We start from the raw sequence: 14,541 nt of genomic DNA, 5'->3' as shown, positions 1-14,541 counted from the left end.
CCGGGCTTCATCAAGGGTGTCTCCCCACGTGCCGGTGGCGTGCCCAGCCGTGCCGCCGTCCTGCCGCGTTCCGTCGCACCCCCGCCGTCGCGACAGGGCGGCGCGCACTCCTCCCCACACCCCTCAGCGCACCCCTCCCGTACCCCTCGCCCCTTCACAAACTGCCCAGGAGGGCACCGTGGCCCTTTCCTCCCCCGGCACCGGCACCGCCGCCGCCACCACCGACGCCCCCGCCTCCCGGCGCGGTCTGCTCCCCTTGCTGCTCGTCGGCAACGGCGCCATGTACGCCCTCTACATCGGTGTCGCCGGTGTACTCCTCGCCCTCCAGGTCGAAGACGTCGACGCGGCGAACAAGGTCTCCAACTTCGGCCTGATCGCAGGGGTCTCGGCGATCTTCGCGACGGTGTTCAACCCGGTCGCGGGCGCCCTGTCCGACCGCAGCGGACGGCGCAACCCCTGGATCCTGGGCGGTGGACTCGCCGCGATACCGGCGATGTTCCTGCTCGGCGTCGCGGACACGATCCTGCTCATCACCATCGCCTGGTGCCTCGGACAGGCCGTGATGAACATCTACCAGGCCGCCATCACCTCCGTGGTCCCCGACCGGGTGCCCATGAGCGCCCGCGGCAAGGCCTCCGCCGCCGTCGGCCTCGGCCTGCCGCTGGGCTCGACCGTCGGCGCCCTGATCGGTGCGGCCTTCTCGGACGACTACCGCACCGGGTACCTGATCTTCGGCGCGCTCGTCGCCGGCGCCGCCGTCCTGTTCACCGTCTGCACCCGCGAGGAGCGGCGCCCCGCGAAGCCCTCCATGCCGGTCAAGGCGCAGCTGGCGGCCTTCGCGAGCGCCCTGGCGGACCACGACTTCCGCTGGGCGTTCATCGGGCGGGCCCTGCTGGTCCTCGGCTACTTCGCGGTGAGCGGCTACCAGCTGTACATCCTCCAGGACCACACCGTGCTGCCCGAGGGCATGAAGCCGGAGTCCGCGGTCGCCATCCTGATGCCGCTGACCAGCGTGGCGATGGTCGTCTCCACCGTCCTCGGCGGCTGGCTGTCGGACAAGTACGACCGCCGCAAGCTCTTCGTCGGCGCCTCCGCCCTGCTGTCCGCCATCGCCCTGCTGATCCCGGCGCTGTCGACCAGCTGGACGGCCATGCTGGCCTTCGCCGCGATCAACGGCCTCGCGTTCGGCTGCTACATGGCCGTGGACACCGCACTGGTGACCATGGTGCTCCCCAAGGCCGAGGACGCCGCCCGCGACATGGGCGTACTCAACATCGCCAATGCCGGCCCGCAGATCGTCGCCCCCTTCATCGCCTCGGTGATCGTGTCCGTGAGCGGCGGCTACACGGCCCTGTTCATCGCCGCCGCCGCCCTGGCCGTGGCCGGCGCCCTGGCGGTCAGGCCGATCCGCAGCGTCCGCTAGAACGCGGCGCCCGCACCCAGCCCCCATCCCCCAACTCACATCCCGCATCCCACATCCCACATCCCACATCCCACGAAAGGCTGGCACCACCGTGCAGCTCCACACCCACACCTGGGGCGAAGGCGACCGCATCGCCCTCCTGATCCACGGGATCATGGCCGACCACCGGACCTGGCGCCGGGTCGGCCCCGCCCTCGCCGAGCGCGGCTACCGTGCCATCGCCGTGGACCTGCGCGGCCACGGCGCCAGCGGCCGGGGCGAGTACAGCCCCGAGGCCTTCGCCGACGACGTGGTCGAGACCCTCCCGGCCGGCGCCGAGCTCGCCATCGGCCACTCCCTGGGCGGCCTGACCCTCTCGAAGGCCGTCGGGCGGCTGAAGCCGAAGCGCGCCGTGTTCTCCGACCCGGCCTGGCACCTCGCGGAGCTCGGCGAGGGCTTCGGCCCCGAGATGTTCGCCCAGTTCAAGGCCGCGCCCAGGGAACAGATCCAGGCCATGAACCCGCGCTGGGAGGAGGCCGACGTGGACGTCGAACTGGCCACGCTGGCCCTCTGGGACGAGGCCACCGCCCTGTGCCTGGCCCCGCTCGCGGGCACGGACCTGCTGCCGGCCGCACCGGTGGTCCCGTCCCTCGTCCAGCTGGCGGACCCGAGCTTCCTGATCTCCCCGGAGCGCGCGACGGTCCTCAAGGAACGCGGCTTCGAGGTCCGCTCGGTCGCCGGCGCCGGCCACACCATCCACCGCGACGACTTCGACGGCTTCATGACCTCCCTGGAGGGCTGGCTCTAGGCGCACGGACCAACCCCCGGGACCGAACTCTACGTTCGGCCCGGGGGGTTGGCAGTCAGGGCGGTGGGCAGTGAGGTGGCCGCAGCAGAGGCTGGAGAGGCGGTCGGGCCGCCGCCCCCCGACCCACCGACGCACGCACCCCCCGCGCGCCCCGTCACCCGGTAACCTCGCCCGAATGACGGCACTTTCCCACCACAGCAATGGTCACGTCGAGCAACCGGGTCGCGACGGCGTCACCGCGACCGCCGAGGCCGACCCGAACGCCATCGGGCCGGTGCAGACCTCGTACGCCCCCGATCGCGACGGGGATCCCGATCCCGGTGAAATCGTCTGGACCTGGGTTCCGTACGAGGAGAACGACGGGCGGGGCAAGGACCGGCCGGTGCTGGTCGTCGCCCGTGAAACGGGCGGCACGCTGCTGGCCGTACAGCTGTCCAGCAAGCGGCACGACCACGACCGGGAGTGGGTCCCCATCGGGACCGGCCCCTGGGACGGCGCGGGCCGGGAATCCTGGGTGGACGTGGACCGGGTGCTGCGCGTCCACGAGGACGGCATGCGGCGCGAGGCGTGCGCACTGGACCGGGGCCGGTTCCAGCTCGTCGTGGACCGGCTCCGCGAGCGGTACGGCTGGCGGTAGCCGGCCGGGGCGCCGGCACCGCCCCCGTCACCCCTTGCGCAAGGATTCCCAGACCGCGCTGGTGCCGAAGTAGGAGTCGTACAGCTCCTGCACCTCCAGAAGGCTCTCGGGCGGGACCTTCCCGTACCGGATCCGCTCCAGGTGCCGGAAGTACTCGAAGCGGTCGACGCCCGGCGTGATGATGACGAGCATCTCGGCGATCTCGCCCGGCGCGGCCGCGAAGGCGTGCTGCCGGCCCGGCGGTACCACGACGACGTCGCCGCGCTCGGCCGTGACGACCTGGTCGCCGGCCAGCAGCTGCGCGGTTCCGTCGAGGACGTAGAACATCTCGGCGGACCTGCCGTGATGGTGCGGACGGGCCCCGTTCGCACCCTTGGCCAGGGTCACTTTCATCGTGGAGAGCGCGCCGCCCACCTCGGTGCTGTCCACGAGCAGGTGGTTCCGGACCGGGGTGCCGTCCCCGATCAGCTCGGCGTCGGCTGCGCGTACGACGACGGAATCGTCGAAGTCGGGGATGAAGAAGGACATTCTCAGGAGCCTGTTCTGTGCTTATGCGCCAGGGAGGCATCGGACCACCGGCCTCCGCACGCCCTCCCCCCGCTCGTGCGCAGTCGGTCGACTCACGGCCTTCCGGGGCCGACCGGGACGATGGTGCCACAGCGGCGAGAAGGTTCCCGGGACGCCTACGCCCTTGTTCGACGACCAGGCGGGCCCGCCGCACCGGCCCGCCGCACCGGACCGCCGCACCGGCCCGCCGTCGAGGACCTACGGAGCCTCCGGGCCCCCTCCCGCCGGGTTCCCCTCCGCGACCTCCCCGGCCTCCGCGGCCCCCGCAGCCCCCACATCCCCCGCGAGGCCCCCCAGCACCCGCTCGAACGTCTCCCGCGTCTCCGGCTTGCGGTCGAGCACGCCGAACACCACCCGTTCGAACACGCCGGCGAACCGCCCCGACAGCAGCCCTCGGAAGGCCTCCGCCACGTGGGCGGGGTCGTTCTGGAAGACCCCGCACCCCCAGGCCCCCAGGACCAGCCCTCGGTACCCGTGCAGCGCGGCCACCTCCAGGACCAGCTCGGCGCGGCGCGCGAGGGCGGCGGGGATCTCCGGCTCGCGGTCCGGCTCCTGGCGCCGGATGGTGCCCGCGTTCGGGGCCGGCGAGGTGAGGAATCCGGCCCGGAAGGGGGTGTCCAGCAGATCGCCCCGGTCGTCGCGGAAGACGGGCACCCCGGGCGAGTGAATCACCCGGTCGGTGTAGAAGGTGCTGACCTCGGCGCGGTGGATCTCGTAGTACTCCGGGGCTTCCAGGAGGGTCTCGTACAGCGCCGACGCGCGGCACAGGGCCTCCTCCTGCGCCTTGGCCCCGCGGACGTAGCCGCCCCCGGGATTCCGGGCCGAAGCGAAGTTCAGGACGGCCACCGAAGCGGCCCCGGGGTGCTGCGCGGCGAGCCTGCGGGCGGCGACCGTGCTGCTCTCCCCGGTGACCTCCACGACGGTCCGGCAGGCCTCGCGCCCGTCCGGCTCGCCTGGAATGACCCGGTTTGGACCATATATTCTGGTTCCTGCCTTGGCCTCCGCCACGGCGGCGGCAAGCGAGACCTGCCGTCCCGACCGCGCCCGGTAACCGCCGGCCGCCACGATCTCCGCGTTCTCCCGCGCGATCTCGCGCAATCTGCCGCTCATGCAGTGATCTTCGGCGCACCGGCACGGCGCCCGCAATGGATTTGTGTCCCAAAGGACGGGTAGGCACGGGTGATGTCACAGCCGACGACAGGAGACGAGGGCCCCGTCATGCCCCAGGACTCGCTCACCCGACTGACCGAAGCCGGCGCCGAGGAGCTGATCCACGGCATCTGCTTCAAGACCGGCCCGCCCCGCCTGCTGGGCGCGGAACTCGAATGGCTGGTGTTCGACGCCGAACGGCCCGGCCGGCCCGTTCCCCACGAGCGCCTGGCCGCCGCGCACGACGCGGCCCGCGCCCTCCCCCTCGGCTCCGGCGTCACCGTCGAGCCCGGCGGACAGCTGGAGCTCAGCTCGCCCCCCGGCTCCTCACTGACCGCCTGCGTCGACGGCCTCCAGGCAGACCTGACCGCCGTCCGGGGCGCCCTGCGCGACCAGGGGCTGGTGCTAAGCGGACTCGGCCAGGACCCGCGCCGGCCGCTGAGCAGGATGCTGGCCAGCCCGCGGTACGAGGCCATGGAGACCTACTTCGACCGCACCGGGCCGGCCGGGCGTGCCATGATGCGCGCCTCGGCCTCCGTCCAGGTCAACGTGGACGCCGGTCACGAGGAGCCCGGCCCGCTGGGCCACGGCAGGCGCTGGCGCCTCGCCCACCTCCTCGGTGCGGTACTGGTCGCCGCCTTCGCCAACTCCCCCGCGCACGAAGGCCCGTACGCCGGCTGGAGGTGCGCCCGCCAGGGGATCTGGAGCGATATCGACACCCGGCGTTCCCTCGCCCCACCGCTGGAGGCGGAGCCGCGCGGTGCGTGGGCCCGGCAGGCGCTGGACACCGAGGTGATGTGCGTGCGGTCGGACGAGGAGGGCGTGCCCTGGGCGGTGCCGCGCGGGCTGACCTTCCGCGACTGGCTGCGCTCCGGCGGCGGCCCGCGTCCGCCGACCGCCGCCGACCTCGACTACCACCTGACCACCCTGTTCCCGCCGGTGCGGCCCCGGGGCCATCTGGAGCTGCGGATGATCGACGCCCAGCCCGGCGAGGACGGCTGGCTGGTCCCGGTGGCCGTCGTGCACGCACTGTTCGACGACCCGGAGGCCGCGGAGACCGCGTACCGGGTGGCGAAGGGGCTGGCCGACACCTACGGCGTACGGCCCGCGCCGCGCAATCCGCTGTGGCGCTCCGCCGCCCGCGACGGGCTGTCCGATCCCGAGCTGCGGTCCGCGGCCCGCGCCTGCTTCCGGGCCGCGGTCTCGGCGCTGCCCCGGCTGGGAGCCCGCGGCCGTGTCGTGGACACCGTCGGCGAGTTCACCGAGCGCTACGTGTCCCGCGGCCGCTGCCCGGCCGACGACCGGACCGACCCCCTGCAGACCGAGGCGCGCCCGCAGCCGTCGACGCGCCCCCACCCGCGATCCCGACCGCAGCCGGCCGGCGAGGAGGCACGCTCATGACCGTCGAACCGGAGCTCCTGCGCGAGCGGGCCGCCGCCGCCCTGACCGCGGCGCGCGCCCGTACCGCCGGACTCACCGACGCCGTCAGCGAGGCCGACCTGACCGCCCAGCACTCCCCCCTGATGTCTCCGCTGGTCTGGGACCTGGCGCACATCGGGAACATGGAGGAGCTCTGGCTGCTGCGGAACGTCGCGGGCCGCGAGTCCATGCACCCCGAGATAGACCCGCTCTACGATGCGTTCGAGCATCCCCGTGCGGAACGCCCGAAGCTGCCGCTGCTGAGCCCGGACGAGGCCCGCCGGTACGCCGCCGAGGTGCGCGGCCGGGTCTTCGACCTCCTCGACCGCACCCCCCTGGAGGGCACGGCCCTGCTGGACGGCGGCTACGTCTTCGGGATGATCGCCCAGCACGAACAGCAGCACGACGAGACGATGCTGATCACCCATCAACTGCGCCAGGGCGCCCCGGTGCTGGCCGCACCCGACCCGGAACCTCCGCAGGGACCGCCGCCCACGGCGGCCGAAGTGCTCGTACCTGCAGGACCGTTCACCATGGGAACCTCCGCGGAGCCCTGGTCGCTGGACAACGAGCGGCCCGCGCACCGGCGCGAGGTCGAGGCGTTCTGGATCGACACCGTTCCGGTGACCAATGCCGCATACCAGGAGTTCATGGCGGACGGCGGGTACCACGAGGAGCGGTGGTGGGAGGCGCCCGGCTGGTCGGAGATCCGCCGCCACGGGATCGAGGCCCCGCTGTTCTGGCACCGCGAGGGCGCCACCTGGCTGCGCCGCCGCTTCGGAGTCACCGAGCCGGTGCCCGGGGACGAGCCGGTGCTGCACGTGAGCTGGTACGAGGCCGACGCGTACGCCCGCTGGGCGGGGCGGCGGCTGCCCACCGAGGCGGAGTGGGAGAAGGCCGCCCGCCACGACCCGGCGGCCGGGCGGTCCACCCGTTACCCGTGGGGCGACGCGGACCCCACGCCCGCCCACGCCAATCTCGGCCAGCGCCACCTGCGGCCGGCCCGGGCGGGCGCCTATCCGGCCGGGGCCTCCCCGCTCGGGGTGCGCCAGCTCATCGGCGACGTGTGGGAGTGGACGGCTTCGGACTTCCTGCCCTACCCGGGCTTCCGGGCGTTCCCGTACCGCGAGTACTCCGAGGTGTTCTTCGGCCCCGAGCACAAGGTGCTGCGCGGCGGTTCCTTCGCCGTGGACGCCGTGGCCTGCCGGGGCACCTTCCGCAACTGGGACCTGCCGGTGCGCCGGCAGATCTTCTCGGGGTTCCGGACCGCGCGCGACGCCGGTCCCGCGGGCTCCCCCGCCGGGCAGGCCTGATGTGCCGTCACCTCGCCTACCTCGGGGCGCCCGTGAGCCTCGGCAGGGTGCTGAGCGAGCCCGAGCATTCGCTGGTGCGGCAGTCGTGGGAGCCGCGCCGCCAGCGTTACGGCACGGTCAACGCCGACGGGTTCGGCGTCGGCTGGTACGCGGAGGGGGACCCGGTCCCCGCCCGCTACCGCCGGGCCGGGCCGGTCTGGGGCGACCTGACCTTCAGCGACCTCGCCCGGGTGATCCGCAGCGGGGCCGTACTGGCCGCCGTACGGGACGCCACGCGCCCCGGTGCGGACGGGGAGGCGGCGGCCGCGCCGTTCGCCGAGGGGCACTGGCTGTTCAGCCACAACGGCTCGGTGCGGGACTGGCCGGACGCCGCGGCCCCCGTGGCGGCGTGCCTGCCGCCCCGGGAGCTGCTGTCGCTGGCCGCCCGGACGGATTCGGCGCTGATCTGGGCGCTGGTCCTGCACCGGCTGCGGCGGGATCCGGACCTCGGTGCGGCGCTGGCCGGAACGGTCCGGGAGCTGGCCGAGGCCGCGCCCGGATCCCGGCTGAACCTGCTGCTCACCGACGGCCGGACCGTCGCGGCGACGGCCTGGGGGGATTCCCTGTGGTACCTGGCCGACCCCGCGGCGCAGCGCACGGTGGTGGCCTCGGAGCCCTACGACGACGATCCGCGCTGGTGCGAGGTCCCCGACCGGACCCTGCTGACCGCCACGCGCACCCGGGTCTCCCTCTCCTCCCTGAAGGAGCCCGCCGCGGGCTCACCGCACGCCCCGCGTGACCCCCGCGCACTGTTCGCACCGCACGCACCCGACGCACCGCACGCACCGCACGCACCGCACGCACCGCAGCAAGGAGACGAAGGCCAGTGAACGACTTCCAGCTGACGCGCACCCTCGACGAGCACGCCGCCGAGACGGCGCTGCGCACGGATGTGCACGACGGGCTGACCCGGTCCCCCAAGTCACTGCCGCCCAAGTGGTTCTACGATGCGCGGGGCAGCGAACTCTTCGAGGAGATCACCCGGTTGCCCGAGTACTACCCGACGCGCGCCGAGCGGGAGATCCTGCTCGAACGGGCCCGGGAGATCGCCTCGGTGAGCGGGGCCCGCACCTTGGTGGAGCTGGGTTCCGGCTCCTCGGAGAAGACCCGGCACCTGATCGAGGCGCTGCCCGCGCTGGACACCTACGTCCCGGTGGACGTGAGCGAGAGCGCACTGACCGGGGCGGCGAAGATCCTGCTGGAGGAGCATCCGGGGCTGCGCGTGCACGCGTTGCTGGCCGACTTCACGCGTGCGCTGCGGCTGCCGGACTCCCCCGGGCCCCGGCTGGTGGTGTTCCTGGGCGGCACGATCGGGAACCTGCTGCCGGCGGAGCGGGCCGTGTTCCTGGCCGACGTACGGGCGATGCTGTCGCCCGGGGACGCGCTGCTGATGGGCACGGACCTGGTGAAGGACCCGGCCGTCCTGGTGTCCGCGTACGACGACGCGCAGGGGGTGACGGCCGAGTTCAACAGCAACGTGCTGTCCGTGGTGAACCGGGAGCTGGGCGCGGACTTCCACACCGCCGACTTCGCGCACGTGGCGGTGTGGAACCGGGAGCACGAGTGGATCGAGATGCGGCTGCGGGCCCGCAGGCCCTTGGTGGTGAAGGTCCGGGCGCTGGATCTGGAGGTGCCCTTCGAGGCCGGTGAGGAGATCCTGACGGAGATCTCGGCGAAGTTCCGTCAGGAGGGTGTCCGCAGGGAACTTGCCGCGGCAGGGCTTGAGTTGACCCATTGGTGGACGGATGCCGGGGGCCGCTTCGCCCTGTCGCTGTCGGTGGCGGACGGCATCGGCACCGACGGCTGGGCGGGTACGCCGGGCAGCAGCGGAACCGGCGGCCGGGACACCGGAACCGGTTCGCCGAGCACGGCGGCCTGAGCCGCCGCCGCGAGGTCCCGCCGGTGCGCGTACCGGCCCGGCGGGATCCGCGGCAGCAGCCGGACCTCCGCGCGCACCCCGCGGGCCCGCGCGATCCGCCACAGGGAGGCGGTCAGCGGATCGTCCCCGACGAAGGCGGGCGCCCCGGCCGGCCCCCCGTCGTCGAGCAGGTAGCTGATCCGTACGGGCTGTACGGGCACGCGCGCGTCCAGCGCGGCCTGGAACGCAGCCCGGCGGAACGGGCCTTGGGCGCGCCCGCACCAAGTGGAGCCCTCGGGGTACACGGTGATGCGGTCACCGGCGCGCAGGGCCCGGGTGAGGAGGCCGACGGTGGCGGGCAGACTGCGGAGCCGGTCGCGTTCGATGTAGAGGGTGCCGGCCTGCCGGGAGAGCGGTCCGAGCACCGGCCAGCTGCGGATGTCGCTCTTGGCCAGCATCCGGGAGGGCAGGACGGCGGCGACGAGCGGGATGTCGAGCCAGGAGATGTGGTTGGCGACGATCAGCCGGCCGCTGCCGGGACCGGACACGGGACCGGACACGGGACCGGGACCGGATCCGAGCCCGGATCCGGTCCCCCGGCCAGGTCCCGGTCCGGGCGTCCCGTGCACGGTGATCCGCAGGCCGAAGGCGCCCAGCAGGGCGGCCGCCCAGGCCCGTACCAGCACGTGCCGGGCCCGCTCCGGCAGCAGCCGCAGCGGCGGGGCTCCCAGGATTCCGAGCAGGACCAGGGCGACGGCGGCGGCCAGCCGCAGGACCGCGAACGGCACGCTCGCGGTGCGCCCCTCGTGGCCGGCGCAGTCCGCCGGGGTACAGGGCGAGGTCGGGAGCCAGGCGCTCATGCGGACGGGGCGAGCGACAGGAAGTGCTTGAGGTAGCGGGGGTTGGTGCGCCGCAGGGAGAGCAGGACGTACAGGTCGGCGCAGGCGAACTCGGCGTCCAGGGCGGGCTCTCCGCAGACCCAGGCGCCGAGGCGGAGGTAGCCGCGCAGCAGCGGGGGCAGTTCCGTCCGGCTCGGGAAGGTGATGCCCTCGGGGTTCCAGGGGAGGTGCGGGGTGACCCGGTACTCGACGGGGGCGAGGCTGCGGGACAGGACGTTCTCCCGGGTGGCGGCGGCCAGCACCCCGCCGTCGGAGAGCGGTACGGAGCAGCAGCCGGCGAGCCAGTTGTGCCCGGAGCGGTCCATGTAGCGGGCGAGGCCCGCCCAGATCAGGGCGATGACGGCGCCGTTGCGGTGGTCGGGGTGGACGCAGGAGCGGCCGACCTCGACCAGGTCGGGGCGGATGGGGCCGAGCGCGGAGAGGTCGAACTCGCCTTCCGAGTAGAGGCGTCCGGCCACGGCGGCGCGTTCGGGGGGCAGCAGCCGGTAGGTGCCGACGACCTGCTCGGTCTCCTCGTCCACGACGAGGAGGTGGTCGCAGTAGGCGTCGAAGGCGTCGGAGTCCAGGCCGGGCTCCGGGCCGTCGAGACGGGCGCCGAGCTCTCCGGCGAAGACCTGGTGGCGCAGCCGCTGTGCGGCGCGGACCTCGTTCTCGTCGCGGGCGATGCGGACGGCGTAGCGGGGTGCGGGGGCGTCCTCCGGGCGCCGGGCGGGCGCGGGCGCGGGGAGGGGGGCGGCAGCGGGAAGGAGGACGGGGGTCACGGCGGACGGGGACAGGGGGGCGATGGTCATGACGGCTCCTGGTCCGGCACGGGAAGCCAGGCCGGGAGGTGTGTGGCCTGGCTTCCTTACTTCTTCCGTGACCGGCTGGATTCGACATGGCCGCTTCGCGGCCCTTGGATGTGCGGACGCTGAACTTGGCGGGCGGGCCGCCCGGGGGCTCCGGGCGGCCCGCTCGAAGACCCTTGATCAGCGGTCGGAGCTGAGGACCTTGCTCATGGTGTCGGAGGCCGTCTTCGCAGCCTGCTCGGGGTCCTGGCCGGTGAGCACGGCCGTCATGAACGGCTTGATCGGGTTCTTGGCCTCCACCTCGGCCCAGCGCGGGGACTGCGGGGTGGCGCGCCCCTGGGCGGCTCCCGGGGCCATCGCCGTGGCGCCGTCGTTGCCCTCGGCGACGTGCGCGAGGGTGGACTTGTTGGGTACGTAGCTCATCGTGCGGGCGAGTTCGGTCTGCCACTTCTCGCTGACCAGGGCCGTGATCACGTCGACGGCGTGCTGACGCTGCTTCGTCTTCTCGGGGATGATCAGGTCCGAGCCGCCGGTGAAGACCGAGCCCACCTTGTCGGCGGTCTTGCCGGGGATCGGGAAGAAGCCGAGCTTGCCCTTGAGCGCCGGGTTCGCGGCCTCGATGACGGCCGCCTGGCCGGGCGTTGCGATCACCTGGGCGACATCGCCGCGGGCGAAGACGTCGGACTGCGGAGGCGTCTCCTCGTCGGCTTCCTTGGGGCCGTCGCCGAGGGCCTGGAGCTGCTTGTAGAACTCCATTCCGGCCAGGGCCTTCGGCTCGTCGAGGGTGCCGATCCACTGGCCGCTGCTCTCGACGGCGAGCTCGCCGCCCTCGTCCCAGATGAACCCGGCGAGGACGTACCAGTTCTGCCCGGCGAGGTAGATGCCCTGCTGGGAGCCCTTGTCGAGCTTCTGCGTGGCCTGGATCCACTCCTGGCGGGTCTTGAGCGGCGCCTTCACCCCGGCGGCCGCGAAGAGGTCCTTGTTGTAGATCACCACGCGGTTGGCGGCGTACCACGGGACGCCGAACTGGGCGCCGTTGACCTTTCCGGGTTCGGACAGACCCTTCAGCCAGTCCTTGCCGTCCCATTCGCGCAGGGCCTCCAGGGTGAGTTCGGAGACCCCGCCGCCCTCGACGTACTGCGCGACCTGGGTGTTGCCGACCTCGATGACGTCGGCGCCCTCCTCGCTCTTGCCGGACAGGACGGCGTTGACCTTGTCCCCGATGCCCGTCCACTCCTGGATCTTCACTTCGAGGTCCACGCCCGGGTGTTCCTTCTCGAAGCTGGTGGTGAACTGGCCTATGAACTCCTCGGAGGCGCTGCCCTTCATCAGCCAGAGCGTCACCTTCTGCGTACCTCCGCCCGCCCCGGCGAGACTGCAGCCGGTGAGGGCGGTCGCTGCCGCGAGAGCGGTGGACACGGCAAGGAAGCGCATCTTCACGAAGGTCACCTTCTGGGGATTGGATCGCAGATGGCTTGAAATTGGCATAGACCAATGGGTGGGTCAAGGGGGTATCGCTATGGATTCTTCACGCAAAGTTCGCGGACCAGCACTTACTGGGGCACCGTAGAACAAGGCAACAGCCACCCAGTGTCCGGGAGACCCCCATGTCCAATCACACGTACCGGGTGACCGAGATCGTGGGCACGTCCCACGAGGGCATCGACCAGGCCATCCGCAACGGCATCGCCCGCGCCGGCGAGACGCTGCACAACCTCGACTGGCTCGAAGTCGTCCAGATCAGGGGGCACATCGAGAACGGCGAGATCGCGCACTATCAGGTGGGCATCAAGGTCGGTTTCCGGCTCGACGCGGACGAGGCCTGAGGGCCGGTTTCCGCGCGCCGCCCGGGCCCACCACGAGCGGCTCGGGGCCCCCGGGCCGCCCGGGGCCCACGGGCCCTACAGGCCGCACGGGCCCCACGGCCTCCACGGCCTCCACGCGCCCCACGGCCCCCACAGGCGCCCCGCCCTAGCGGGGCGCCGGGGAGCCGGGGCGCGCCCTCAGGTGCGGCCCTCGCCCTCCTGCGCGTCCTTGAGCTCCGGCGCGTCCCCCGCCCAGTCCGCCACGACCACCCGGAAGCCCTCCGCGCGCGCCGCCCCGCACACCAGCTCGTCGTCGTCCACCAGCATCCGCACCTCGCGGCCCCGCGAGATCCGCCGCAGGACCTCCAGCTTGGTCGTCCGCGCCGGCCGCCGGTCCTGGTTCCCGCGCATCCACAGCCGCCCCTCGGGCAGTCCGTTCCGGGCGAGCCAGTCCTCCGTGTCCGCCCGGCACCGCTCCGGGCGGCCGGTGAGGTACGTGACCTCGCAGTCGGCCGCGCTCTCCACCGCGAGCGCGATCCCGCGGGCGAGGGGCGGATCGGCCGGGGCCGCGCCGAAGAAGCCGCTCCAGTCGCGCGGCCGGCGCTCCAGGAAGTGCTGGCGGTGGGCCGTGTCGGCCAGGGTGTTGTCGATGTCGAAGACGGCCAGGGGCCTTCGGTTCTGAGTCTCGGTCACCCCGCCAGCCTAGGCATCCTCCCCTTAGGGGAATCCTGACGCCCAGCGCGCGTTGAAACCAGTGTGATCCGCACACTCTCGATACTCGACCGGTCCCGCACCCGCGCGGGGCACCCCGCCCCCGAGGCCCTGCGCGACACCGTGGAGCTCGCGCGCACCGCCGAGCGGCTCGGATACCGGAGGTTCTGGGTCTCCGAGCACCACAGCGTGCCCGGGGTCGCCGGATCCGCGCCCACGGTGCTCGCCGCCGCCGTGGCCGGGGCGACCTCCCGGATCCGCGTGGGCACGGGCGGCGTGATGCTGCCCAACCACCAGCCCATGGTCGTCGCGGAGCACTTCGGGGTCCTGGAGTCCCTGTTCCCCGGCCGGATCGACATGGGCCTCGGCCGCTCGGTCGGCTTCACCGGCGGGATCCGCCGCGCGCTCGGCCGGGACACCGCCGACGCCGACCGGTTCGAGGAGCAGCTCGCGGAGCTCCTGGGCTGGATCGACGGCTCCCAGGAGGCGTACCCCGACGTGCACGCCCGCCCGGCGGAGGGGATGCGGATCCCGGCGTACGTGCTGGCCACCGGCGAGGGGGCGGGCATCGCGGCCCGCGCCGGGCTGCCCCTGGTGGTGGGGGACCTGCGGGCCCGGGATCGGGTCGCGGAGATCGTCACGGCGTACCGCGAGGAGTTCCGGCCCTCCGCCCGGGCCGCCCGGCCGTACGTGGTGGTCTCCGGGACGGTCGCGGTGGCCGCCACCACCGAGGCGGCCCGGAGGATCCTGGTGTCCGAGGCCTGGGCCGCCGCCCACGCGCGGACCCGGGGCAGCTTCCCGCCGCTCCGCCCGGCCGAGGAGATCGAGGCCCTCTCCATGAGCGCCAAGGAGCGGGAGCTGTACGAGGGCGCCCTCGCCGGGCACATCCACGGCACGGAGGAGCAGGTCGCGGCGGAGCTCTCCGCGGTCGCGGAGCTGACCGGGGCGGACGAGCTGCTGGTCACCACGTCCACGTACGACCGGACGGCGCTCCTGGACTCCTTCGGGCGGCTCGCCGGGCTCGCCGACCTCACGGAGCGCCCGGACAGGCACGCGGAGCTTGACGGCCGGTCGGTGGGCCGGTCCGCGGCCCGACAGGCTGCCCGACAGGCCGCCGGGCGTCCCGTCGCCCCCGGACACTAAACT

Annotated in this window: 14 protein-coding genes and 1 pseudogene; 9 read left to right on the top strand and 6 right to left on the bottom strand. The window is 73.4% G+C overall.

The window, feature by feature from the left end:
* The first annotated feature begins 178 nt into the window (after positions 1 to 178).
* The 3 genes from ACIA8F_RS08830 (at position 179) to ACIA8F_RS08820 (ending at position 2,847) form a co-directional block, all read left to right on the top strand.
* Positions 179 to 1,423, top strand: coding sequence for an MFS transporter (locus ACIA8F_RS08830; RefSeq protein ID WP_399377553.1), 1,245 nt, complete (start codon positions 179 to 181; stop codon positions 1,421 to 1,423).
* A 91-nt stretch (positions 1,424 to 1,514) separates the two neighbouring features.
* A complete protein-coding gene (locus ACIA8F_RS08825) occupies positions 1,515 to 2,210 on the top strand; it encodes an alpha/beta fold hydrolase (protein ID WP_399377552.1) in 696 nt (231 codons plus the stop codon).
* A 175-nt stretch (positions 2,211 to 2,385) separates the two neighbouring features.
* On the top strand, positions 2,386 to 2,847 hold the full coding sequence (locus tag ACIA8F_RS08820; RefSeq protein ID WP_399377551.1) for a type II toxin-antitoxin system PemK/MazF family toxin: 462 nt from the start codon (positions 2,386 to 2,388) through the stop codon (positions 2,845 to 2,847).
* Positions 2,848 to 2,874: 27 nt separating this feature from the next.
* Here ACIA8F_RS08820 and ACIA8F_RS08815 read toward each other — a convergent pair whose 3' ends face one another.
* On the bottom strand, positions 2,875 to 3,375 hold the full coding sequence (locus tag ACIA8F_RS08815) for a cupin domain-containing protein (RefSeq protein WP_399377550.1): 501 nt from the start codon (positions 3,373 to 3,375) through the stop codon (positions 2,875 to 2,877).
* A gap of 237 nt (positions 3,376 to 3,612) precedes the next feature.
* Positions 3,613 to 4,524 carry a TIGR02452 family protein gene (locus tag ACIA8F_RS08810; RefSeq protein WP_399377549.1) on the bottom strand — a complete coding sequence of 304 codons (912 nt, stop codon included), beginning with the start codon at positions 4,522 to 4,524 and terminating at the stop codon, positions 3,613 to 3,615.
* Between the two features lie 72 nt (positions 4,525 to 4,596).
* Between ACIA8F_RS08810 and egtA the strand changes: the two genes are divergently transcribed.
* The 4 genes from egtA to egtD are packed head-to-tail and all read left to right on the top strand — an operon-like array spanning position 4,597 to position 9,213.
* Complete coding sequence (egtA, locus tag ACIA8F_RS08805; protein ID WP_399377548.1) at positions 4,597 to 5,964, top strand: ergothioneine biosynthesis glutamate--cysteine ligase EgtA; 1,368 nt, start codon at positions 4,597 to 4,599, stop codon at positions 5,962 to 5,964.
* Positions 5,961 to 7,295, top strand: a complete 1,335-nt coding sequence (gene egtB, locus ACIA8F_RS08800; RefSeq protein WP_399377547.1) for an ergothioneine biosynthesis protein EgtB — start codon at positions 5,961 to 5,963, stop codon at positions 7,293 to 7,295. The genes egtA and egtB overlap by 4 nt, the downstream gene beginning before the upstream one ends.
* Positions 7,295 to 8,164, top strand: coding sequence for an ergothioneine biosynthesis protein EgtC (gene egtC, locus ACIA8F_RS08795; protein ID WP_399377546.1), 870 nt, complete (start codon positions 7,295 to 7,297; stop codon positions 8,162 to 8,164). The genes egtB and egtC overlap by 1 nt, the downstream gene beginning before the upstream one ends.
* The gene (gene egtD, locus ACIA8F_RS08790; protein ID WP_399377545.1) at positions 8,161 to 9,213 is read left to right on the top strand and encodes an L-histidine N(alpha)-methyltransferase; all 1,053 of its coding nucleotides are present in this window, start codon (positions 8,161 to 8,163) and stop codon (positions 9,211 to 9,213) included. The genes egtC and egtD overlap by 4 nt, the downstream gene beginning before the upstream one ends.
* A 185-nt stretch (positions 9,214 to 9,398) precedes the next feature.
* Here the strand turns inward: egtD and ACIA8F_RS08785 are convergent.
* From ACIA8F_RS08785 to ACIA8F_RS08775, 3 genes and pseudogenes are all read right to left on the bottom strand, one after another.
* Positions 9,399 to 10,052: pseudogene (locus ACIA8F_RS08785) on the bottom strand (lysophospholipid acyltransferase family protein); the annotation flags it as partial.
* A complete protein-coding gene (locus ACIA8F_RS08780; RefSeq protein WP_399377544.1) occupies positions 10,049 to 10,882 on the bottom strand; it encodes a GNAT family N-acetyltransferase in 834 nt (277 codons plus the stop codon). The pseudogene ACIA8F_RS08785 and the gene ACIA8F_RS08780, both read right to left, overlap by 4 nt.
* A 177-nt stretch (positions 10,883 to 11,059) precedes the next feature.
* Complete coding sequence (locus ACIA8F_RS08775; RefSeq protein WP_399377543.1) at positions 11,060 to 12,319, bottom strand: extracellular solute-binding protein; 1,260 nt, start codon at positions 12,317 to 12,319, stop codon at positions 11,060 to 11,062.
* A 167-nt stretch (positions 12,320 to 12,486) separates the two neighbouring features.
* On the opposite strand from ACIA8F_RS08775, the gene ACIA8F_RS08770 reads away from it, so the two are divergent.
* Entirely contained in the window at positions 12,487 to 12,705 is a 219-nt protein-coding gene (locus tag ACIA8F_RS08770; RefSeq protein WP_399377542.1) for a dodecin, read from the top strand.
* Positions 12,706 to 12,882: 177 nt separating this feature from the next.
* On the opposite strand, the gene ACIA8F_RS08765 is transcribed toward ACIA8F_RS08770, so the two are convergent.
* Positions 12,883 to 13,377 (bottom strand): hypothetical protein, encoded by a 495-nt coding sequence (locus tag ACIA8F_RS08765; protein ID WP_399377541.1) that lies wholly within the window; start codon positions 13,375 to 13,377, stop codon positions 12,883 to 12,885.
* Positions 13,378 to 13,440: 63 nt separating this feature from the next.
* Here ACIA8F_RS08765 and ACIA8F_RS08760 point away from each other — a divergent pair, with 63 nt between their 5' ends.
* Positions 13,441 to 14,538: an LLM class flavin-dependent oxidoreductase gene (locus ACIA8F_RS08760; protein ID WP_399377540.1), complete on the top strand. Its 1,098-nt coding sequence runs from the start codon at positions 13,441 to 13,443 to the stop codon at positions 14,536 to 14,538.
* Positions 14,539 to 14,541 lie beyond the last annotated feature (3 nt).

The organism is Streptomyces sp. NPDC051563 (assembly GCF_044454225.1).
Classification (GTDB): domain Bacteria; phylum Actinomycetota; class Actinomycetes; order Streptomycetales; family Streptomycetaceae; genus Streptomyces.
Note: the sequence above shows the minus strand (reverse complement) of the source record. Positions and strands in the feature narration are given on the sequence as shown.

Bases quoted from the DNA above. Each gene is read 5' to 3' on its own strand.
- ACIA8F_RS08810 (WP_399377549.1), bottom strand. From the start codon at position 4,524: ATGAGCGGCAGATTGCGCGAGATCGCGCGGGAGAACGCGGAGATCGTG.
- egtC (WP_399377546.1), top strand. From the start codon at position 7,295: ATGTGCCGTCACCTCGCCTACCTCGGGGCGCCCGTGAGCCTCGGCAGG.
- ACIA8F_RS08820 (WP_399377551.1), top strand. From the start codon at position 2,386: ATGACGGCACTTTCCCACCACAGCAATGGTCACGTCGAGCAACCGGGT.
- ACIA8F_RS08770 (WP_399377542.1), top strand. From the start codon at position 12,487: ATGTCCAATCACACGTACCGGGTGACCGAGATCGTGGGCACGTCCCAC.
- ACIA8F_RS08780 (WP_399377544.1), bottom strand. From the start codon at position 10,882: ATGACCATCGCCCCCCTGTCCCCGTCCGCCGTGACCCCCGTCCTCCTT.
- egtA (WP_399377548.1), top strand. From the start codon at position 4,597: ATGTCACAGCCGACGACAGGAGACGAGGGCCCCGTCATGCCCCAGGAC.
- egtB (WP_399377547.1), top strand. From the start codon at position 5,961: ATGACCGTCGAACCGGAGCTCCTGCGCGAGCGGGCCGCCGCCGCCCTG.
- ACIA8F_RS08815 (WP_399377550.1), bottom strand. From the start codon at position 3,375: ATGTCCTTCTTCATCCCCGACTTCGACGATTCCGTCGTCGTACGCGCA.